The organism is Candidatus Eisenbacteria bacterium (assembly GCA_026388185.1).
GTDB lineage: Bacteria > Eisenbacteria > RBG-16-71-46 > JAFGJU01 > JAFGJU01 > JAPLKG01.
Window position 1 is genome coordinate 125,748 of the sequence record JAPLKG010000011.1, and the last position, 20,868, is coordinate 146,615.

Sequence of the window (20,868 nt, forward strand, 5' to 3'; positions counted from 1 at the left end):
ATCTCAATGATTCCGAGCCACACATCCAGAGTCAAGCGCCTCCGAGACGGCGGTGACGGAATGATGCTTGACGAAAAACGTCTCAGAGCGATTCGAAGAAGAATCGCCGACGGCTACTACAACAGAAAAGAAGTGCGTCTTAGCATCGTCGAACGCCTCGTGAACGATCTCTCGGACGATGGCGAGGAGATCGAACCCTAGAATCCCGTGAATCTGCCCCGGCCGCTCTTGCCCTACGCCCTCAATAAAGTCTTGACTTGAGTGTAATTATTTGATATCATAACAATGTAGCAGGTCCGGATAATCACTGGATCCGTTCTTCAGATTTCCAACATCCTGCTCCGAGAGCGGACCGTGGCTATTGGTTTCCGGTTAGACAACTGAGCTTGAACAACAACTAGTGTGAAGCCTCACGGCGCTGCCCGCGAGGCTTTTTTTGTCGTGTTACGGGCCGCATGAATGCTGCGACGTGAAGGGCGCTCGGCCCTACAAGGAGTGTAGCGATGCGAACAGTCGCCAAGCAGGGGGTGTTCATTGTTCTGGTGCTAATATTGTGTTCCATGTTGCCGGGCGTAGCAAAAGCCAGGGAACTTGAGAACAGAGTCGTGATGCTTGACGATGCGTCCAACAAGATGGAGGCGGCGGGAGCCGTCGTCGATGTCTTCGGCGTGAACGCTGCCATGCAGGGCACCGACACGTTCTACTATGGCGGGACGGTGATCGGTCCGGGTGGGGTACCTTATGCTGCTGAGCCGTCGGCTCCCGGTTGGGCGAACCGGAAGATGTGGACGTGGAGCGCCGACGGTTTCAACGGGGTTCCGCACAGCGGTCTCTTCATGGACGGCTGGAAGGGTGTCGACAACACTACAGAGGCAGAGGACTACATGCACGTGGCGAGCAGCACGAGCGCTGACCCGTATTTCAACATCGGGTCGTGCGTGCTTTCTGGCAACAAGTCTCTCTTCTGTGGTATGACGAACCAGCAGGGCATCGATCTCTGCTTCAGTGACAATAGTGGCACTGGCTACGACAACAACATGTATCAGACGGTAGTCACGAAGAGTTACACCTACGCTTCTGGCGATCAGATCACTTTCTCTTACGACTACAACAACGAAAGCGAATCCGGGTACGACTACACCCATGTCATATTGCAGATTTACGACACTGGCGGCAGTGAGTGGGTGGACTACGACACGATGGCCACGTACGACGATGTGGTAAGCGGCAGCGAGAGCATGGACGTTGATAATTACCTGGCGTCGTTGACTCCTCCGGTCGATTTCCGCATCGCGTTCAATTTCGATTCTGATGGTAGTTACTCCGATGAGGACGGTTACAACCCGACCGTGTGCGGTGGTGTCGAGTTCGACAACTACGTGCTTACCATCAACAGCACGCCTGACAGTGAGAACTTCGAGGGAGTGGCAGACGGAGGGCTACCGTCGGGCTGGTCGCATTACTATGGTGGTTGCGGTGACTATGCTCACGTTGCGTATCTTGGCGACCTACCTGTTGGCCTGAATGGGGACGTCTGTCTCGCCCCGGTTGGTTCTGAGTGGTGTGGGATTGCGGACAGTGTGCTGGTGTTTTGCGATGAGAACCACCCTGCCTATCCGCATCCGCAGTGGCAGGACAACTTTGCGTATTCGCCGGTGGTCGATTTTTCTGATCGTCCCGGATTGCCTGGCAGGCGTATGGTGTGCGAGAGGTTTGGTTACTCGCCTATAGTGATGTACATTTTCTTCTTCTACAATGTTAGGTACGCTCCTGCGTGCGAGTCTGGTGGTTGGAGTGGGTGGTTGAGCGACGGTAACGTGTACTACACGGGTGAGACGGCGACGTGTCGTCCGTTGACCTGGGATGTTTCCAGTACCATCCCGCCCACAGCCGAGAAGGCACAGATTGCCTACGGTGTTATCAACTATTGCGATAGGGATCCGTGGGGTTGGAGCGACTGTTCGTACACGTGCAACGTAACGCCGTATTTTGACAACGTGTCGTTTGGTGTGTACGGTTCTGACGTTGCTCCGTACATCAGCATGGGAGAGCTGGACTATTTCCAGGATCAGTTTGCTGAGGACGGATCGCTTAACCCGACGAGCACTGCCGACACGAGAATAGCGGGCTATTTGAGCAACCTCGCTCCTCCGATCTTTGGGGACACGATGGTTTGTCGTGGTGGTGCGGATGACATGGAGGTATGGCTTACCTTCCGTATGGCGGAAGTAGGTCCACGGCAGCCTGTTACGAACGCGTTCTTCACTACGTGGTTCCCGACAGCGACTACCGGTGTATGGGAATCTGCCAGGATGGACACTGGCAGGGCGACTGCTTCTGGTGGTGCGACGACGCTTACGGTTGCACAGACCTGGATGACGGCGTTCCACGAGGCTGATGCTATCAGGGTAGCTAATGGGTTGGCGGAAGGTACGGAGATACTTCCGAACAATTTGTTTGTACCTGGTACTAGGATTGAGTTCTTCCTGAAGGCTCGTTACACGGGATCGAGCGACTGGTTCTTGCTTCCTGACACGACCGGTGGAGTTGCCGAGGAGTTCGAGATTCTGCCGATGATGAGGGATGAGTACGGCTGGATCACGTGGCCGCAGTTGATAGTTGCAGATCATTTTGGTCAGAGAGGTAACTGGGGCGAGAGGAACTCCGACAGGATCATACGTCATCTGCGCACCTTGAAGGTGGACTTTGACGTTTTCAATAAGCTGGGACCGACTAGTGACCAGAGGAACGGTATCGGTCGTTGGGCAGCGAACCCTGGACAGGTAGGTGGACCCGGGACTGACAAGTACAACTGGGGTCCTGGAGCTACGGCTCAGCAGATGTTGGCCTACACGTACTGCATGTTGAACGCCGGTACGCAGCTCAACTACAGTATGTATCAGCAGGACTCTGACATGATCAAGAGCTGGCTGGTCATGTACTCATCTGAGTACACGCCCAGGTTCTTCTGGATGAGTGGTGACGCTGTTGCGAGATGGCTGAACAGCAATGCCACTTGGGGCAAGCCATTCATCAACAACGTGCTGGGTGTCACGAACGTAGCCAACAACTATGCGTCGAACACGGGTGACTACACCTACTGCTTGCCTGTGAGAGGCGTAGCGGGCGGTGCAGTGCATGACACGACGTTGTTTGTGGCCCGCATGAACGGGTGTTTGAGGGCGTTCAACGTGATCGGAGTGTCCGGTTCTGCAGCCGGTGCTAAGGCCGAGAGGCAGTACGATTCGAGGTCGCCGGCCAAATACGCGGCGGTCAGCAATCTTGTGACCACAACCGGTGGTGCTTACTACGCGACACTTACAGAGGGCTACGATTTCTGTGTCCTGAGAACGGATGCTTCTCTGGGGCCGCTTGCCTGTGGTTCCGACGACATCCTGACCGAATGGATGATGTGGGTGTTGAACTGGATGAGCTACCCTGTAAGCGTTGAGAACGGTAGCGCGGCGCCACCCGTCGCCGTGACTTGGCTGGGGCAGGCGTTTCCCAACCCGACGAACCCTACGGCCAAGATTAGATACACCGTCGGCAAGTCCGGCAGAATCTCGCTCAGACTCTTCGATGTGACCGGCCGCGCGATCAAGGTGCTCGTCGACGAGAACAAGAAAGCCAGACGCGAGCCATACGAAGTCATTTGGGACGGTACGAACGATCAAGGTAAGAATGTCTCGAGCGGTGTGTTCTTCTACCGGCTTGAAGCGCCGGGGTACAAGAGTGCGAAGAAGCTCGTGGTCTTGCAGTGAAACAGGCTGCGGCCCGGTTGAATCGACGGCCCCCCCTATGTGGGGCTTTTCTGTTGACAGCCATGGGGGCCGGTGCTAGCTTGTGCCTTAATGAAGAAGACTCTTTCGTCTCGCAAACTCCCGTCATCACAGATAGACAGGCTCGTTTCTCTGGGGGAATTGGCCGCGGGAGTGGCTCACGAAATAAGAAACCCACTCGCGGGAATCGGTACGAGCGCCCAGGTGTTACGCTCGCGCTTCGCCAAGGACGACGAGCGCGTCAAGTTTGCGGACGTGATACTGGACGAGGTCGGGAGGCTTGAGAAGATAATCGAGAACCTGCTTCTCTTTGCCAGGCCCACGCAGCCCCAGCTTGTAAGACATGACCTGCGGCATTCCGTGGAGAGGACGCTTCAGCTTCTGGGAGAACAGATCGAGAAGCAGGACGTGCGGGTTGAGATTCGCTGCGACGACGAGCCACCGATGGTTTACGTGGACCCGGGGCAGATGTCTCAAGTTCTCCTGAATCTGGTCTTGAACGCCGTCCACGCGATGCCGGCGGGCGGAAGGCTCACGCTGGAGCTCAAGACTGTCGCGAAGAAAATGGCGGTGAGTGGAGGGCGGCGCAAGACGGACGCAAGACCGGGCACCCCTGCTCGGTCGGTTCAATTTCTCAGGCTCATCGTCTCCGATACGGGCCAGGGGATACCCAAGCAGAATCTTTCCAAGCTGTTTACCCCGTTTTTCACAACCAAGTCAGCAGGTACGGGGCTCGGCCTCTCGATCTCACAGGCGATCATGAGAGAACATGGCGGCGGCATCGCGATTTCAAGCGTCGAAGGCCGGGGAACCAAAGTTGCGGTAGATATACCGGTGGAGAAGAGGTATGGCGAACGTAGGTAAGCTTCAGGAATTGAAAAAAGGAAACGTTCTCGTAGTCGACGATGACAAGAGCTTTAGCTGGAGTCTCTGCGAGGCGCTCAAGGACGTCGGCTACAAGGCGCTCTCCGCCACCACCTCCAAGGAGTGCGTCTCCAAGCTCTCGGAACAGCCGGTTGACGCCGTGCTTCTGGACTTGAAGCTGGGGGCCGAGGACGGGATTGACGTCCTGAAGAGAATAAAGAGGGAATTTCCTGAAGTGACGGTCATCATGATCACCGCGTACGGCGACATTCCCGATGCCGTGGAGTGCATCAAGGCCGGCGCGTTCAATTTCATAACAAAGACTGCTCACAAGGAACCGGACGTCTTCTTTGCCACCGTGGGAAATGCGATAGAACGTTCCCTCTCCAGGCGCCGGGACAGACTTTACCGACAGGAGTTGAAGAGATTCTACGACACCGAGGAAATCATAGGATCGAGCCAGATCATGGCGCAGCTCATGAAAAAAGCCGAGAAGGTTGCCGATAGCCCCAGCTCAACGGTACTCGTCATGGGCGAGACCGGGGTGGGGAAGGAGCTTCTGGCGCGTCTCATTCACGACAAGAGCGGTTTCAGGGAAGGCCCATTTGTGGCGCTCAATTGCAGCGCGCTTCCCGAGAACCTTCTCGAGAGCGAGCTGTTCGGCTACGAGAAGGGCGCTTTTACGGACGCGAGGATGCTGAAGAAGGGGCTCTTTGAGGTGGCCGACAACGGCACGCTGTTCCTTGATGAGATTGCAGACATGCACCTGAGGCTTCAAGCGAAGCTTTTGAGGGCGATAGAGTCAAAGTGCTTCAGACGCGTCGGCGGCACCCAGGACATAAGCGTCAACACGCGGATAATAGCCGCCTCGAACAAGAAGCTGCACGACGAGGCAGAGGCCGGCCGATTCAGGCTCGACCTCTTCTACAGGCTCTCTGTTGTTCCTCTCGAAGTGCCCCCGCTCAGAGAAAGGATGGAGGACATCGAGCCTCTCGTTCTGCATTTCATGGAGCATTTCAACAAGGAACTCAGTAAGAACGTCCGTGCCTGTTCGCCGGAGGCCATGCAAAGACTGGTGGTATACGATTGGCCCGGCAACGTCAGAGAGCTGAGAAACGTGATAGAGAGGGCGATGCTTCTCGAGACAGACGACGTCATTCTTCCGGATCATCTTGTTCTCGAGCCAGTCAGGCGTGGCGTTTTGGCCTCGAGGCAGGAAGGCGACTTCCGGCCGCAGTATGAAGAGTACGGGAAAGTGCCCGAGCCGGGCCGGCCGCGCGAGCGGGAAGGGGAGACCTGCACTCTCGTCGACGCGGAAAAGCGATGCATACTCCGCGCGCTCAAGCTTGCCAACAACAACAAGACCCGGGCGGCTCAGATTCTGGGCATATCCAGACAGACTCTGCGGACCAAACTGAAAGAATACGCGAAAGACGCCGGGGACGACGTTGAGGAGGATGCCGGGGAGGACGTGGTCGGCGAGACCGCTGTAATCGACGAGGAGAACGCCTCTCCGCGAGAGTAACTCCGCCTGCTAGCGATGCGCCACCTTCTCCTCGCTCATTGCTTCTGCAGCCATGGAAACGAAGGGAATCGAAGTCCTCTTGCCCGTCTCGTCTATTTCTACCAATTGGCCTTCCATGCGATCCCTCTTGTCGTAGAGAAGCTCTGAACCGCCGGCGAAGTCTTCGCACGTGGCTTTCGCGAACCCTTCCGCCTTGTTGGCCTCGATCAGCACGACGAACTCAGGGTTTTCGGACGTGCCTCTGTGGGCGACAAAGGCCTCCTTACCGCCGTGGACGAGCGCGCAACTGGCGATCGTGTGTGCAGCAAGCTTCACCATTGTGAGGAACTTGAGCTCGCCGTATTTTCTTCTGTACGCGCTTGCCTGGAGGGTATCGAGCCTGAAGGTTCTCGCAGAAAATTCCTCCCCTGCGGCCATTCTTCGCCCCATCTCCTTGGACAGCGCGGTCGGACCGGGAAGCTTCGTGAGCGGGTTCGCCGGAGCCTGTTTTCTTCTTCTTTGAACGACGCTCTCCACGGTTGATTCGAGAATGACAGGATCCACGGGTCGGTGCAGACACGCGTCCGCCCAGGAATTGAAGGCCAGAATCTGGTGCGACTTCGACTCACAAGTGAGGAGTATCAGCGCCGGCACCTCTGCCTGGCCCTTTTTCTCGCGCAGTCTCTGACAGATCTCCTGGCCTTTGCCTTCGGAGAGCTCCTCCGAAAGCACCACGACGTCAGGGGTCTCTCTCTCGATCTCCGCAATTGCGTCGTCAAGAGTTGAGACCGCCCTGACGGAATATTCGCCCGAAGAAAAGGTCTCTATCACAACTGCGGAAAACTCAGGATCGCTCTCGGCGACGAGTATGGAAGTTCTCACGATTGCCCCATCCTTTCTTTGGGCTGTTGCCCCAGGCTTCTACCCCTATATATCGAACATTTCGCGGCGAACCTTGAGTAGTGACAAAAGTTGCGCCAGCGAGACCGCCAGGCATACAAATTTTGCCCACCGTGAAGCCACAAAGAGGCCAGTTTCAGCCGTGTACGCGATTCTGCCGCGCCCCGTGCGCCCCCGTCGGGCCCCGAAACAGCCGTAACTCATTGCAAAAGCTATAGATTCGCAGTGGGTGGCACGCAAGTTGCTCTGATTTCGAGACGAGACTTTTTGATTCCAAGCAATTGAAAGGACAACCATGCCGCAGAAACGCCCGGCGAAGAAAGTAGTTATCGTAGAGGACCAGAGTGCAACTGCCTGGGCGCTTGCGGAAAGCCTCACTGAAGACGGATACGAGACCCTGACCGCCGGGAGCTCGGAAGAGGCCCTGGAGCTCGACCTCGAGCACTGCGACGTGCTCATCACCGACCTCAGGCTTCCTGGAATGAACGGCATCGAACTCATGTCCAGGATGAAAAGGACCAGGAGGGCGGTGCCCTCAATACTGATCACGGCCTACAGCTCGCCGGACGTCTTGGCCAGCGCAAAGAGGGCAGGCGCAATCGGCTGTTTCTCGAAGCCATTCAACGTTGAAGACATCAAGGAATGCTTGAAGAAGGCCCTGAAGGGGCCCAGACGAAAGCAGGCCGGACGCCGGAGGAATTTGTCCTCGGCGCCCGGCCGGGTTAAAGGAGCGTGACGTCCGTGCGCGCACACAAATGCACAAGCTTCCCCAAACGTACCGGCCCCGGTTGGTACGACCGCCAAGCGAAGCTCGTGGAACAGTATCTACCTCTTGTAAAGTGTGCCGTTGACAGGATCAAGTTCAAACTCCCGAAGACGATCGATGAAGAGGACCTCACAAATGCAGCCGTCATAGGTTTGATGGACGCTCTCAAGAAGTATGACACGGGAAAGAAGACGAAATTTGAGACCTACGCCATGTGGCGCATAAAAGGGGCCATCCTTGATGAGCTCCGGTCTCTGGATTGGGCCTCCAGGAGTGCAAGGCGGAAAGCGAGGGACATGCAGAAGCAAGTGCAGGTCCTTGAACAGAAGCTCGGAAGGACTGTGAGTGACGCAGAGGTGGGAGAGAGCATGAGCCTTAGCTCAAAGGACATAACCAGGGCGGGGGAGACGATGAGGGGTAGGATTGTTCTTTCCATCGATCAGCCGGTGCACCTGGACGGGGAGGCGGGTCGAGTCGAACTCTGCGAAGTCATCCAGGATCCGCAGGCGGTGGACATGCTTCAAGTAGTGGAGAAAGAAGAATCGAGCCACATGATGCTACAGTGCGTCAATAAGCTTCCGGAGCAGGAGAAACTGGTCATCGCCCTGTACTACTACGAGGAACTCACGCTCAAGCAGATAGGGCAGGTCCTGGGCATCTCCGAGTCGAGGGTCTCTCAGGTACACACGAAGGCCATCTCGAGGCTCAGGCCAAGAGTTACAAAGGTCCTGGTGTAAGGACCGGGGTAGGGGACCGGCATGAGAAAGAGTGAGAGCAGGGCCAAGTTCATGAGGGCGAGCACGCTCCTCGTGGACGCGCTCCACGACAAGGGCCTCGTGTCCTTGAAGACGGCGAGGGTGCTTCACCGTTCGCTGGCGAAGGGCGTGGCCAGGAAGCCCGAAGGCTTCTCCCTGGTCTTCTCGGCTCACCTGTGCAACAGGGTGGCCCGACTCATTGCGGACAACTCTACGCGCGAGCACGACAAGCGCGACAAAGAGATAGCGAGCCTTGCGGCAATTTCGAAGATTGTCTCTTCCCCCACGGGAGAAGAGAGAGTCTTGGAGAAGTGCCTTACTCTTCTGCGGGACCTCATTCCTTTCCAGAACGGCGCCCTCTTCATCCTCAACGAAGGCAACGCGAAACTAGAACTGGAGGCGGCGCTCGGTTTTCCGCAAGACCTGATCGAGCGCGTGCAGTTCGATCTGGGGCAGGGCCTCTCGGCCTGGGCCGCGAGAGAGAAGAAGCCGGTCCTGGTGCGGGAGCTGACCAGACCCGGGAAGGACGGTCTGCCGCCCCTGGGTTCCTTCCTGGCAGTCCCTATCATTGCGGGCACGCGTTCCCTCGGCGTGATAACGATGGGGCATTCGCAGCCCGGAGCCTTCGTAAGCGACCACAAGAGAATTCTTCAGCTTTTCTGCACACTAATCTCCGGATCCGTCCTTTCCCTGATAGCAGAGAGAACAAGAGAGCCAATCGCCGTTGCGTGAGGCGCACAGCCAGATCCATAAAGTCTGAGTTCTCACAGGAAAGCCACGCGAGGCCAGACCGCATGCACGGTTTGATGCGGGGAGCCTGGAGACCGGGTATGGCTACCGGGACTTAGGGCCCATGCGAAAGTAGACGGGAATAGTCACACGGAACCTGTAGCGACGACTCCAGGCTGCTATTCCACAGGAACTGGCTATGTGTATCTGGTTGCCTGGACGAAGGGTCGCAGCGTATCCACCTATACTGCAAGCGGGCATCGCTGGAGCTCAAAGTGTAGGAACCGGTTACGGCCGACCAGTAGAAAGCTGGAGCCGTGATATCTTGCAGAATTCTGTCTGTGTATTGAACTATCTAGTTTAGTATACTACATGTTAGGCTGCTTCATGTAACTTCTTGGGAGTAGTCAAATGAGCAATCTCACAAATCCAGAGTTGATTCGATGGATAGCATGCCCCGTATGTGACGGAGACTTGGCCAATTCCGTTGAATGGCTAAAATGCACTCGTTGCGGTGCAGAGTACAAAGTTAGGCAAGGTATCCCGCTTTTGTACCCACCCAGCATGAGTATTGACCATTTGCAGGAAGAAGAGAACCTTTCGAGGATGATGAAGTCACAAAGATTGAATCCAAAGGAGCAATTCAGTTCACTTCAATGGAATAATTCTAAGCAAGAGTTTTGGAGCATGGTAAGCGCCAATATACAGGCTCCTCCCAAGTTGTTTATCACCATTGGGTGTGGTTATGATTCCAGTTTTGTCAAGTTTGAACAACAAGGTTACACGTTTGTCAATTTTGATATAGTCTACGATATACTGGATACGCTCCAGAGAGATTGCGGGGCAAAATCATGTGTTGGTGGAGACGTGAACAAGTTGCCCTTTAAGAAGAACAACTTTGATTATGTTATCTCCATTGATCTCATACACCATGAAAGCGAAAGAGTTTTCACGCTATTAGAGTCTTTTCGAAATTTGCTTAAGCCAGGAGGGATTTTGTTTCTGGAGGATCCAAATGCATGGGGAATGTTCCAAATGGCAAAGTCCATATGGCTTCCAAAGCCAGTATATAGGTCCTTGAGATCAACATACCATTGGTTCAAACGATCTACTCATAGACCAGCCGACTACGAATTTCCCACAAGTGTATGGCGGGTGAAAGCCATGCTTCAGTGTTTGGGATTCCAAAACATAAGAATCTACCCAAACACAGCGTACCCCTGCATTGGTGAGTGGGGTTTCCGATTTTACAAGCTATTCAGCAACTTTGAATTCATACGCAGGTACCACAACTATCACTATATGCTTAGTGCCACCCGACAGTGAGATTTTCATGCCATCGTGCATAACCTTGCCCCCGAAAACTAGTCGAGTTGAGACCTCGAGCTTGGGGTAATTGCCCCCTACCTGAGGAAGATTTCCGCAAGTGTGCGGCTCCGTTTCCAGAATCCTTTCCGCTCAGAAGCAGAACTCGCAGCCGATGTTGGCTGCCCGTGGCACGTTTGTGCGGTAGACGGTGCGGGAGTAATAATCCAGATAGTCAACGCCCGAGATGTTCTTGTGATTTGTCAGGTTGAGTCCCTCGACGAACAGTCTGGTGTTCTTTCCGAACGGCGCCCAATTCCGTGCAACCCTCAAGTCAAGCCTGAACTGTACCGGCAGTCTTGCCGAATTGTCCTCGCCCCACACCGCCGTGTAAACCACCTGGCCGGTCTCGTCCACGACGGGCGTTGAAGTAGCGTCAACCTGAGCTACCCTGGCCAGGACCGGCGTGTAGGCGAGGCCGCTCCCGCAGAAAACCCGTGTCGTGACTTCGAGGGATGCCGGCAACCTCGCAAAACAGACCGCCTTTCCCACCAGGGTCTGGTCCCAGTCAGTGGGTATGCCCATTATGTCCGCCCTGCCCAGAGAGGCCGTGACGTACGCCCAGTAGTCCTGGTTGTCCATGGGGCTGGACAGCGTAACGTCAACGGACCGGAGGGAACCCGTGCCTCCTCTTGACTCGGTACCGTATGCGTCCCTTATCACTAAGTCAGAGTAATCCTGCCTGTTCAAGTCAATTGTGACGGTCGCCGGACCAATCTCTGCGTCGCAACCCACTACCAGGTGGACGGCTCTCTCCGGCTCCGTGTAGGAGCGCACGAGACCGGCCAGCTTTCCTTCCCTGAAGGTGCCGCTGATCGGGAACCTGAGGTATTGACCGCCGGCGACTCGGAAAGTGAGATTTCCAAAACGTCTCTCGACCGAAGCGCGGAGCGCCGGCGCGACACTGGAATTGAGAGCGTCGCAACGGGCACCGAAGGTTACCAGGCAACCGGCGAGGTCCTGGCGGTTCTGAGCGAAGAGAGCGTATTTCCAGTAGCTGAGAGACTCGTCGCTGTGGGCGAGGGAAGTGTCTGCGATGTCATCGCGACCCGTGTTGAACACGGGCATGAAGTCCCATCCCTCGGTACTTGTGAACTGGCTCACTTCTTCTTTTCGCACCGAAGCCCCGACGTCCACCACGTGCCAGTTCGTTATCTGAAAAGTACTCTTGTGCGTGATGCCGAAAGACTCTGCCCTGAGGGAGATGTCGGCAGAGAAGTCGCTCAAGGTTCCCGCGTCCCTCCCCATGAGCCCGTCGGTTGCGTCGTATGCCTCGGTGTCAAAGAAATAGCCGAGGGAGGTGGTGCGGGTCGTCCTGTTTCCCGTTTCCTGAATGGTGAGCTCGTGACGCTTCTTGACAGTTCGGCTCCTCGCCGTCGCGCTGGTGTACCTGTCGGCGGAGGCCTCGAGCCTCGTGTCCACTCCACCGAGCGCATAGAAGGTTCTGAGAGAGATCTGCCTGGGGCCAAACACTCTCGACACGGAAGACATCAGAGAGTAGGAGCCCGGATAGTTCTCGTCGCTGAGAGAGCCGAGGACTTTGTCGTAGAACGAGGATTCGCAGGAGAGCGCGTAGCTATACTCTTGCAACGGTCCACTGATGTTGAGACTACTCTTCACGAGATCGAGAGAGAAGTTGCCCGAGACGCTCCGCGCGACCGTACGTTTTGGCTCGATGAGCACGACTCCCGAGAGCGCGTCTCCGTATTCTACGGGGAAGGCGCCCTTGAGCAGGCGCAACTGGTCAAACTGCCCGTTCGCAATCGAAGACGTTCCGTAGAGGGTGTAAGGGTAGCAGTCCGAGAATCCGCCGTAGTAGATTGACACCCAATCGGGCAAGCCACCGTTCACACTGGGTCTAACGAAAAGCTCGTCTCTGGATGTGACACCCGGCAGCGCCGAGATTGTAGCACGCACGGGGTCGGAGAACGTTCCCGGGGTTCGTTCCGCAAGGCGTCTGTCGAGCCTCGTGGCGAACGGTAGCGAGGTGCTCGCACCCCACACGGTTATGTCGGCGAGAACGTAAGACTTCTCGCTCCGATCCGGACCGAGAAGAGAGTCGGCACTTTCCAACTGAACCGCGCTCTGCCCGAAGGCGGGCTCCTCCGCCATGACAGCGCCCGGCGGGTAGGGAACACCCTGCACGGCGAGCCAAACGAAGGCAAACGCCAACACAACACGCACGCTGACTCTCACTCTTACTCTTTTCATGCCGTCTCGCAACCCCGAGAAAAGACTCGTACTGATCGTGGCAGCGTAGGTTGTTTGGTTATGCGAGCGACCTACCCGGTGGTGGCTCACTCAGGTGTAAAACCCACGTCTCGAATCTGTCCGCAGGGCACGGGCAGCCGAGCGATTTGTGCAGTTTATTGAAAAGTCAGTGAGCGTGAGAGTCCGATGGGATCAAAGTCCACTTCCATGGCACGGACTCTCTGGAGGGCGATCCGATAGAAGGATTATATCACATCCGAGGCCGAAGGTGAAGCGAATTATGCGGGACACAGGCGTGGTTGTGATTCGGAGGTCTGCCAGTGCGAGTGACTCTAGCCTCTAACGCTATGCAGAGTCTCTTGCTACAGAAATTCCTTTATCGATGCCGCGACGTACTGAATGTGCGAATCGTCGAGCTCCGGATACATGGGCAGGGACAGAACTTCGTGAGAGGCCTTGGTTGCTTCCGGGAAGTCCGCCTCATTGTGCTTGAGATACGCGTACGCCGCCAGGGCGCGCATCGGCTCCATCTTTGAATCGGAACACCGGTTCCAGAATGCCGAAGGCATACATGAATATGGTCGGTATGAGTGCATTAGAGTACCTGGCTATCGACAGCACAGGCAGATGCAGGAACCAGAACGCTAGCACCATTGCCACGATGAAGCCGTGGATCGATCTCAGCCCATAGCGTCTGATGTTCCTGAATGCGCAGAAGGCGAAGACCGCGAGCAACGGGAGTTGCAGCAACGCAAGGACCATGCTCTTCTTAGGTGTTTCGCTGAGCATCCAGAAGAGTGCCAGGTTCATGCCCATCTTCTTCACCAGGAACCCGGGATGGCTTCGGTATCTATCCTTGCACATCTTGAGATAAGCGGAGTCAATCGCGAGTTCTTTGTCTGCGCCCTTCAGCGATTTCGGGACGCTCGCGCGAACCGCTATCTGGTTAGGCGCGTCCGCTTCCCACAAACCGTACATTGAGAACGGATGCTGTCGGAAGCTGCTCACGACGGTGTCCCCGAACTCCATATTCTGTCCCATCTTGCCTTGCACCGGGACGATTCTGCCGGACAACATATAGTTTCTCGCCGTCCACGGAAACACTATCAGGGTCGCCAGAAGGCAGGCCGCCGCGAGCATCTTGATTCTTGAAGCATTCCCCTTCACGAGCCACAAAGCTGCCGGCAAGATCACGGCAAACGGCAGAAATGTCTGTTTGCACAGCGCGGCTATTCCCAGTGTGACTCCGACTAGCAGCGCGCGCCACCACGTTGGTCGACGATGGAACGCCATCGCGGCTGTTATGGCCCCGGTAAATAGGAACATGGACAGCGTTTCCACCCAAATCCTGCTGCAGTACCATAACAGGAACGGATGGACCGTTGCTAATGCAGCCGCGACAAGTCCGATTGTCCTACCCCAGAAAGCAGACGCCAGCCAGAATAGCATCAGGACGGTCAGCGCGAACAGGAAGCACTGTGTGAGTTGGACCGAACCCGGCCACCAGCCGTTCGAGATCATCAACGCCACGGCAATTAGCGCCGGGTAGGCAGGTCCTCTATCCAGCGTAGGCACACGGTCCGGATAGTAGCTGAAGGCATGGTAATGCAATATGCCCTGCGCAATCGGACCAAAGGAATCGGAGTCAACAACGAGGTGTTCGGAAGACGACATTTTGGGGAACATCAGGAAGACAAAGATGAGTGACGTAATCAGTCCGAGAAGACACAGAAAGTATACAACTGATGCTCTGCCGCTCAAACGAACCAATAGCGCCGTCATTCGAAGGACACTCCTTGTGTCCGGGATCTCCCAGCCGGATTCGAGAGTCCCTGTTCTGTGATGATTACCTAGCTGAGCTAGTTCAATTTACCACAACTTGCGAAGGCGAGTCAATGATTCCGAGGCCATTCGGCCATGAGACAGCGCCTATGTGCCATACCACAGCGAACATTCCTTTGGGCGGCCAAACACGTTCACGGCGGCATAGTAGATCCCGAGAGCGGAGACTACGCACACGAAGAGCATCACCGGCAGCCGGTATCTAGGTATCGCGAGGGTGATCGAAGAGGTCAAAGTGCTGAGTACGAGTATGGCGTAATTCCATGCTAGCTGCCGTGCATGCTTGCGAACGGCGTACAGGCCAATTGCCGCCAGTCCGAGGAGAATGTAGCGCCAAGCCCCCGTGATGAGCGTTATTCCATAGGAAATCCGATTCCGTGTCAAGATGCTCGCGCGGGACACAGGCGCGGCTCTGATTCGGAGGTCTGCCAGTGCGAGTGACTCTGGCCTCTAACGCCATGCAGCGTCTCTTGCTACAAGAATTCCTTTATCGATGCCGCGACGTACTGAACCTGCGAATCGTCGAGCTCCGGATACATGGGCAGGGACAGAACTTCGTGAGAGGCTTTGGTTGCTTCCGGGAAATCCGTCTCACTGTGCTTGAGATACGCGTATGCCTTGAGATTCGGAAGCGCGATGGGGTAGTGTATTCCGGTGGCGACGCCCTTTGATTTCAGGTGCTCTTGAAGCTGCTTCCGTCGGCTTCCGTTCACTCTTATCACGTACAGATGATACACTGCCTTGACATCACGGATCTGAACTGGAGTCACGACGTCTGCGCCTTTCAAAAGCTCGCCATACAGACGCGCATTCTTCCGTCGCTTCTCTGTCCATTCCGGGAGGTGCCGCAGTTTCACTCCCAGTATCGCGGCCTGTAACCCATCCAATCGACTGTTCACGCCCTCAACCTCGTGGTCGTACTTGTCGACTCTTCCGTGGTTGGCAAACATTCTGACCTTGAGCGCCAACTCATCGCTGTTAGTAACGATGGCTCCGCCGTCGCCGTAAGCGCCGAGGTTCTTTCCGGGGTAGAAGCTGAAACACGCCGCGTCACCAAACGATCCGACTTGACGGCCTTTGTAAACAGCAGCGTGCGCCTGTGCAGCGTCCTCAATCACTCTGAGACCGCGCCTTCGGGCAAGTTCCAGAATCGGATCCATGTCGGCGGGTTGTCCATAAAGGTGAACGGGTATGACGGCCTTCGTTCTTGGTGTGATCTTTTGCTCGATTTTGCCTGTGTCAATGTTGTATGTCTTAGGATCGGCGTCGACGAAGACAACCCTGGCACCGGCCTGCGTGACGGCCTCCGACGTCGCGATGAAGGTGTTTGCCGCAGTGATGACTTCGTCTCCTTCACCGATGCCCAGAGCCTTGAGGGTGATGAAGAGAGCGTCCGTGCCGCTTCCTACTCCGATGCAGTGTCGGACGCCGCACGACTGTGCGAAGGCCTTCTCAAAGGACTTGACGTAAGGTCCTCCGACGAACGCAGATTTCAAAATTACCTCGGCCATGACGCCGTCAATCTCGTTCTTTATGCTTCCGTATTGTGCCTGAAGATCAACCAGTGGAATGTTCATGCGGATTCTCCTTGGGCTACAATGTGACCTTTTCTGCCCCATTCTACGAGACCCTCTCTCATGTAACAAGCTGCTTTCTGCATGGACATTGTGATGCCCGGCCAGGCATCGTAACCTTGTAACAGATCCTTTCTGTGTTGCTTTCGTGGTTGGCTACTTCGTTGAGAACTTGGGGTCGTGACGCGAAAGGAACTTCTTGTAGGTGGTCTGCTCCTTCTTGTGTGCTTTGGACTCGTGAAGATACTTGTTCCTGACCGAGGATTGCCCTTGACAACGAACGCAATGGTGGGTTTCCTTACGTCCTAGACAAAGCTCATGTTTCTTTCCATCCGCGGTAGTCAGGAAGGGCGAAGTTTTGAGCAGGCTCAGGATGAACAGAAACTTCTCAACGGTCGTTTCTCTGATAGTGGTCACTTGTCTTACTAGACTCCCCTTTGCTGCCAAGTGTCTATGCACACACGACTCCGTGAATTTCGCGCTTGGCATCAAGGAGTTCAACCTTGAGAAACACCAGCCACATCCCCCAGGTTACATCTTGTACGTCGGCTTGGGTAAGCTCCTACACCTCTTCGTCAGAGATCCAAACAAGGATCTCATAGCCCTGAGCATAGTGTTTAGCTGTGGGGCAGTTGTTCTGATCTATATGCTCGGGAAAGAAATGCTCAACTATCGATGCGGGGTGGTCTCAGCACTCTTTCTTATTAGCAGTCCGCTTTTTTGGGCGCATGGCGCATTGCCTGTTTCCTATGCAGCTGATGCCTTCGGGTCGCTCTTGATAGCGTACACAGGGTACCGCACCATGAAAGGCAACAGGGAATACGCTCTCGCAACGAGCCTGGCCTTAGGTCTCGCGGGCGGAATAAGACAGAGTCTACTCCTCTACTTTGTCCCAATGTGGATGGCAGTTGTGATTTCGCTCAGATCATTGAAGGAGGCGGCAAAACAGGCTCTTGTGCTGGCTGCGGCATGTCTGTCTTGGCTTGTTCCACTCGTACTTCTGAGCGGTGGACCGAAGGCGTACTTGGAGATATCGCAACGACTCTACAAGGGCAGCGTTCTTGCGCATTTCGGAAACCTCAAGACGATGGCCTATGCCTCTTGCAGTTCTTTATGGGGGCTCGGCTTCGCCGTGATTGCATTGATTTGGAGCATACACGCAGCGAGAAGGATTCGAAGCGGACTTCGAAAAGAGCTAGTCACCTTTTACGTCGTGTGTTGGGGCGGCCCCATCTTGTTTTCCTACCTTCTCTTCATGGGAAACTCAGGATACGCTTTGGCATTCACCCCATGCTTTACTCTTCTTTCCAGCCTATTTGTCTATGAACGGGGCGGCAGAAGCAGGCACGTTCTCGTGGGTAGCATCGTACTGGCCAACTGTCTGCTGTTCTTGTTGGTTTCGCCCCTGCCGGTGGGAGGACGGGTTGTGGGTATCAAGATGGACAGGTACAGGAATTTTGCGAATTTCTGGGCATTGGACTATTCCCGTGACGGGATCAAGAGGCAAGGACGGGCAGGAGAGGTCCTGGACTCGGTTAAGCGCGGTTTTTCTCCCGATACTACCGCGATTGCTGTCGGCGATCCCGGCACCTTTGAGCCCTGGATTCCGTTGAGAGTGGTGCAGTACTATCTTCCGGGCTTTCCGATCGTTGCGATTACAGGAAATCGTCAGGTGGTCAGGTTGCGCTCGAACACTAGCACAGTTGTCTGGCTAATCCATGAGCGCGATCTTCGAAAGTACAATAACGCAGGCTTGCATGCGAGACTCTTGGGCAAGGGACAAGTCGTCTACTTCTCGCGTGTTCGAGACAGACTGAGTTTCGGACTCTCGGAATTCTACAGGGGTAGTGACTAATATGGTCGCGGTGTCCACAACACCATGTGGTGAGACGGCCTCCACGTGCTCGGTATGTCCGGGCCCGCCGATCTCAATTGGAAGCAGACTCTACCTCAGAATGAAGATCTTCCTGGTCTCGTGGAGTGCAGCTATCTCTAGGCGGTGGAAGTATACCCCGTGTGAGACCTCTTGGCGATTTGCGGACAAACAAAACCGACGTTGACACGCCATGCAAGCTCCGCTGTCGGATGGACTGTATGAGGAAAACATGAGCCTGAATGGCTCGGTCGAGTCGCTTGCTACAAAGTTGCACCCATCACCTACCAATGAGTCCACCAGATGCCAGGACGTGTCTGGCAAACTGAAAAAGATCTGAGTGTATGCGCCTGAATTGGCCGGAATGAAGGCGTGCTTCTCCTGATATATTAGGCACCTAACGGACGTGTTTGGAGACAGGGCCTTGGCCCAAGAAGAGGCATGGAGCCCTTTTTCTTTACCACGTAACAGAGCATGTGCCCCGTGACTGAGACCGGGATCAATCTTGTTAACAGCCTTCCAAGAAAAGTAAGGCTCATATTACCCCGCTTTGCATCCCATGTTCCTGCAATCCTGCCAAAACTGCCTAAGATTCCTTCGTCCAGAAACGCAATGAATTCTTTCTGAACTTCAAAGCCTGAATCATTCAGAAAGACCCGCATTTGAACTTTAGTCAGCTCGTATTCGTAGAAAAACCAACCCTTGGGACCGTAAACCAACCGTGGGTGCCATTTCTTCACGGCGCTCTTCCTTGCATCGCGAACGCTTATACCAGCATATGGTTTGCCAAACAGTCGTCGTATCACATTGTTATATCTAGATCTCTGAAGAAACCGCATTGTTCGACGCAACACTCCCCCATATGGTACGGTTATGACTGCAACTCCATCGTCGCGTAGGACACGGTTGAACTCGCGCAACGCCTGGATAGGTCCTTCGAGAGCATGCTCAATCGACCCCAGTGCAATAACCCCACCATAGGTCTTGCTTTCTAAAGGAATGGAGCGCATGTCACACGCAAAAAAACGGCACTCGGGCACTTCTTTGCGCGCTCGGCTACACAGAGCCTCACTCCAGTCGATGCCGTCACTTCGTATGCCGTGGTTGCGAAACCAAGCATTCCAGCGACCGCTACCGCATCCTGCCTCCAGCACAGGTTGATGCTCTCTGAACAGCTCAAGGAACAAGTGCGCTAACTCATAGGAATCGCAGTCTTCTATCTGTTTCAGCAGAGTCTCGGAAAGGAACCCTTTCTCAAAATCATCAGCAATATCTTTGTGGATCATGTTCGCTTCCATCCAAGCACAGGAGGAATTGCGTCCTAACCACGAGGACTCCCTATTCACACAAGTCGAGATAGAGTCGCTCGATTCTCGCTGTCCAAGTATCCAAGTCGTAGTTTTGTTCTATCCGTCTTCTGCCTAGTCTTCCCATCTCTGTCGCTCTCTCCCTATTGTCATAGAGCCATATTATCCTTTCTGCGAGTTGCTGACAGTCGCGCGGAGGTACAAGGAAGCCTACCCCTTCCTTGACTATATCGTTACATCCCCAGACGTCTGTAGCAACTACTGGTTTTTCAAGGGCCATGGCTTCGAGTAGCACGTAGGGAAAGCCTTCGTGATGCGTGGAGAGAACAAACACGTCTGAAATGCTGACGATTTTTTCCACATCTCGTCTCACGCCCGGAAAGATCACCTGTTGCTGTATTCCCAAGGTTCGCGCAAGTCTCTCGATGCCTTCTCTAGTAGGGCCGTCTCCTACTAGCAAGAAGGTGCTATCCTTTCTGCATTGAATGACCTCTCTTGCTGCCTTCAAGAGAGTCGCGTGGTCCTTTTGCGGTCTGAAATTTGCCACACTACAGACTACAAAAGAACGCTCAGTTACACCAACTTGTTGGCGTATCTCTTCCAGCGCTGGAAGTTCCACACTGTCTTTTCTGAATCGCTCAAGGGAAATTCCATTTGGCACGAGGGACACTTTTTTGGAGATATGGGCTAGCCAACTGTACAGTTCCGTGGAAATGGCCACGTGTCGATCTACCCAGTGACCTGCCAGACCGTAGAAGGTGTCTCTGAATAGTCTCTTGACGATATTGCCGCGTCTGTGAACCTTTGTAGCGGGAAGGTTGTGCCAGTGCCATACAATCCTCAGCTTCCTGTTGAAGAACGCTCTAAGCAGCACCGCAAAAATCTTGGAGTCTTTTCCAAAATGACAATGAATTATTCTCACGTTTTCGGAAGCTACAAGCTTGCTCACTCTGAAAAGAAAGAAAATGAAGCGAAGGGGATTCCTAAGACGAGGCGAAGGAAGATGAAATACGGAAATGTTGCTGCCAGTCAGTGTCTCCTGCCAGTCTCTGTGGGAAGGGAAGACAAGCACGAGTTTAAGGTTGTCGCTAGCCATCCTGGCGCCCAGGCGTCTCAAGCAATCTATGAATGACCCGGGAAATTCGGTGTCAAAGTCGGTCATGTGTAGTACAGAGAAATCCTGTCTCTTTCTCATGGTTGCTCTCCATAGCCTCCTAGAACCTGCAGCTTGGCCACTTCCAGACGAAAATAGTCCCTGCAGGGGCACAGCCTGGACATTGTACCGCACGACGCACTGAGCGAGCACTCTTTCTTTTCGCATCCACCTCATCGGACGAGAAAAGTAGCTTGACACAGCCCGCCTTGGGCCTGTAGCATACGCCAAGCGTGGTGCCTTGAC

15 protein-coding genes are annotated in these 20,868 nt (G+C 54.8%); 9 read left to right on the forward strand and 6 right to left on the reverse strand.

Features of this window, described 5'->3' with window-relative positions:
• Positions 1-6 precede the first annotated feature (6 nt).
• The 4 genes from NTX17_06215 to NTX17_06230 all read left to right on the forward strand — a co-directional run bounded on the left by NTX17_06215 (position 7) and on the right by NTX17_06230 (position 6,168).
• On the forward strand, positions 7-201 hold the full coding sequence (locus tag NTX17_06215; protein ID MCX5800964.1) for a hypothetical protein: 195 nt from the start codon (positions 7-9) through the stop codon (positions 199-201).
• Between the two features lie 302 nt (positions 202-503).
• Positions 504-3,761: a hypothetical protein gene (locus NTX17_06220; GenBank protein MCX5800965.1), complete on the forward strand. Its 3,258-nt coding sequence runs from the start codon at positions 504-506 to the stop codon at positions 3,759-3,761.
• Between the two features lie 90 nt (positions 3,762-3,851).
• Positions 3,852-4,643, forward strand: a complete 792-nt coding sequence (locus NTX17_06225) for an ATP-binding protein (GenBank protein ID MCX5800966.1) — start codon at positions 3,852-3,854, stop codon at positions 4,641-4,643.
• A complete protein-coding gene (locus tag NTX17_06230; GenBank protein MCX5800967.1) occupies positions 4,627-6,168 on the forward strand; it encodes a sigma-54 dependent transcriptional regulator in 1,542 nt (513 codons plus the stop codon). Before NTX17_06225 ends, NTX17_06230 begins: the two co-directional genes overlap by 17 nt.
• Before the next feature lie 9 nt (positions 6,169-6,177).
• On the opposite strand, the gene NTX17_06235 is transcribed toward NTX17_06230, so the two are convergent.
• A complete protein-coding gene (locus tag NTX17_06235; protein ID MCX5800968.1) occupies positions 6,178-7,029 on the reverse strand; it encodes a response regulator in 852 nt (283 codons plus the stop codon).
• A 313-nt stretch (positions 7,030-7,342) separates the two neighbouring features.
• Here NTX17_06235 and NTX17_06240 point away from each other — a divergent pair, with 313 nt between their 5' ends.
• From NTX17_06240 to NTX17_06255, 4 genes are all read left to right on the forward strand, one after another.
• The gene (locus NTX17_06240; protein ID MCX5800969.1) at positions 7,343-7,783 is read left to right on the forward strand and encodes a response regulator; all 441 of its coding nucleotides are present in this window, start codon (positions 7,343-7,345) and stop codon (positions 7,781-7,783) included.
• A 5-nt stretch (positions 7,784-7,788) separates the two neighbouring features.
• A complete protein-coding gene (locus NTX17_06245; protein MCX5800970.1) occupies positions 7,789-8,550 on the forward strand; it encodes a FliA/WhiG family RNA polymerase sigma factor in 762 nt (253 codons plus the stop codon).
• A 21-nt stretch (positions 8,551-8,571) separates the two neighbouring features.
• Positions 8,572-9,300: a GAF domain-containing protein gene (locus tag NTX17_06250; GenBank protein MCX5800971.1), complete on the forward strand. Its 729-nt coding sequence runs from the start codon at positions 8,572-8,574 to the stop codon at positions 9,298-9,300.
• 408 nt (positions 9,301-9,708) lie between these two features.
• The gene (locus NTX17_06255; GenBank protein MCX5800972.1) at positions 9,709-10,623 is read left to right on the forward strand and encodes a methyltransferase domain-containing protein; all 915 of its coding nucleotides are present in this window, start codon (positions 9,709-9,711) and stop codon (positions 10,621-10,623) included.
• Between the two features lie 132 nt (positions 10,624-10,755).
• Here NTX17_06255 and NTX17_06260 read toward each other — a convergent pair whose 3' ends face one another.
• From NTX17_06260 to NTX17_06270, 3 genes are all read right to left on the reverse strand, one after another.
• Positions 10,756-12,873 (reverse strand): hypothetical protein, encoded by a 2,118-nt coding sequence (locus NTX17_06260; protein ID MCX5800973.1) that lies wholly within the window; start codon positions 12,871-12,873, stop codon positions 10,756-10,758.
• A 480-nt stretch (positions 12,874-13,353) separates the two neighbouring features.
• Positions 13,354-14,655 carry a glycosyltransferase family 39 protein gene (locus tag NTX17_06265; GenBank protein ID MCX5800974.1) on the reverse strand — a complete coding sequence of 434 codons (1,302 nt, stop codon included), beginning with the start codon at positions 14,653-14,655 and terminating at the stop codon, positions 13,354-13,356.
• Between the two features lie 533 nt (positions 14,656-15,188).
• Positions 15,189-16,292 (reverse strand): DegT/DnrJ/EryC1/StrS family aminotransferase, encoded by a 1,104-nt coding sequence (locus tag NTX17_06270; protein ID MCX5800975.1) that lies wholly within the window; start codon positions 16,290-16,292, stop codon positions 15,189-15,191.
• A 370-nt stretch (positions 16,293-16,662) separates the two neighbouring features.
• Here NTX17_06270 and NTX17_06275 point away from each other — a divergent pair, with 370 nt between their 5' ends.
• Positions 16,663-18,144: a glycosyltransferase family 39 protein gene (locus tag NTX17_06275; GenBank protein ID MCX5800976.1), complete on the forward strand. Its 1,482-nt coding sequence runs from the start codon at positions 16,663-16,665 to the stop codon at positions 18,142-18,144.
• Positions 18,145-18,551: 407 nt separating this feature from the next.
• On the opposite strand, the gene NTX17_06280 is transcribed toward NTX17_06275, so the two are convergent.
• The gene (locus tag NTX17_06280; protein MCX5800977.1) at positions 18,552-19,448 is read right to left on the reverse strand and encodes a class I SAM-dependent methyltransferase; all 897 of its coding nucleotides are present in this window, start codon (positions 19,446-19,448) and stop codon (positions 18,552-18,554) included.
• A gap of 52 nt (positions 19,449-19,500) precedes the next feature.
• Positions 19,501-20,664 (reverse strand): glycosyltransferase, encoded by a 1,164-nt coding sequence (locus NTX17_06285; protein MCX5800978.1) that lies wholly within the window; start codon positions 20,662-20,664, stop codon positions 19,501-19,503.
• Between the last annotated feature and the right edge of the window lie 204 nt (positions 20,665-20,868).

Coding starts and splice junctions, on each gene's coding strand:
- NTX17_06275 (MCX5800976.1), top strand. CDS start 16,663: ATGAACAGAAACTTCTCAACGGTCGTTTCTCTGATAGTGGTCACTTGT.
- NTX17_06230 (MCX5800967.1), top strand. CDS start 4,627: ATGGCGAACGTAGGTAAGCTTCAGGAATTGAAAAAAGGAAACGTTCTC.
- NTX17_06285 (MCX5800978.1), bottom strand. CDS start 20,664: ATGAGAAAGAGACAGGATTTCTCTGTACTACACATGACCGACTTTGAC.
- NTX17_06240 (MCX5800969.1), top strand. CDS start 7,343: ATGCCGCAGAAACGCCCGGCGAAGAAAGTAGTTATCGTAGAGGACCAG.
- NTX17_06270 (MCX5800975.1), bottom strand. CDS start 16,292: ATGAACATTCCACTGGTTGATCTTCAGGCACAATACGGAAGCATAAAG.
- NTX17_06255 (MCX5800972.1), top strand. CDS start 9,709: ATGAGCAATCTCACAAATCCAGAGTTGATTCGATGGATAGCATGCCCC.
- NTX17_06215 (MCX5800964.1), top strand. CDS start 7: ATGATTCCGAGCCACACATCCAGAGTCAAGCGCCTCCGAGACGGCGGT.
- NTX17_06265 (MCX5800974.1), bottom strand. CDS start 14,655: ATGACGGCGCTATTGGTTCGTTTGAGCGGCAGAGCATCAGTTGTATAC.
- NTX17_06220 (MCX5800965.1), top strand. CDS start 504: ATGCGAACAGTCGCCAAGCAGGGGGTGTTCATTGTTCTGGTGCTAATA.
- NTX17_06225 (MCX5800966.1), top strand. CDS start 3,852: ATGAAGAAGACTCTTTCGTCTCGCAAACTCCCGTCATCACAGATAGAC.
- NTX17_06250 (MCX5800971.1), top strand. CDS start 8,572: ATGAGAAAGAGTGAGAGCAGGGCCAAGTTCATGAGGGCGAGCACGCTC.
- NTX17_06260 (MCX5800973.1), bottom strand. CDS start 12,873: ATGAAAAGAGTAAGAGTGAGAGTCAGCGTGCGTGTTGTGTTGGCGTTT.
- NTX17_06280 (MCX5800977.1), bottom strand. CDS start 19,448: ATGATCCACAAAGATATTGCTGATGATTTTGAGAAAGGGTTCCTTTCC.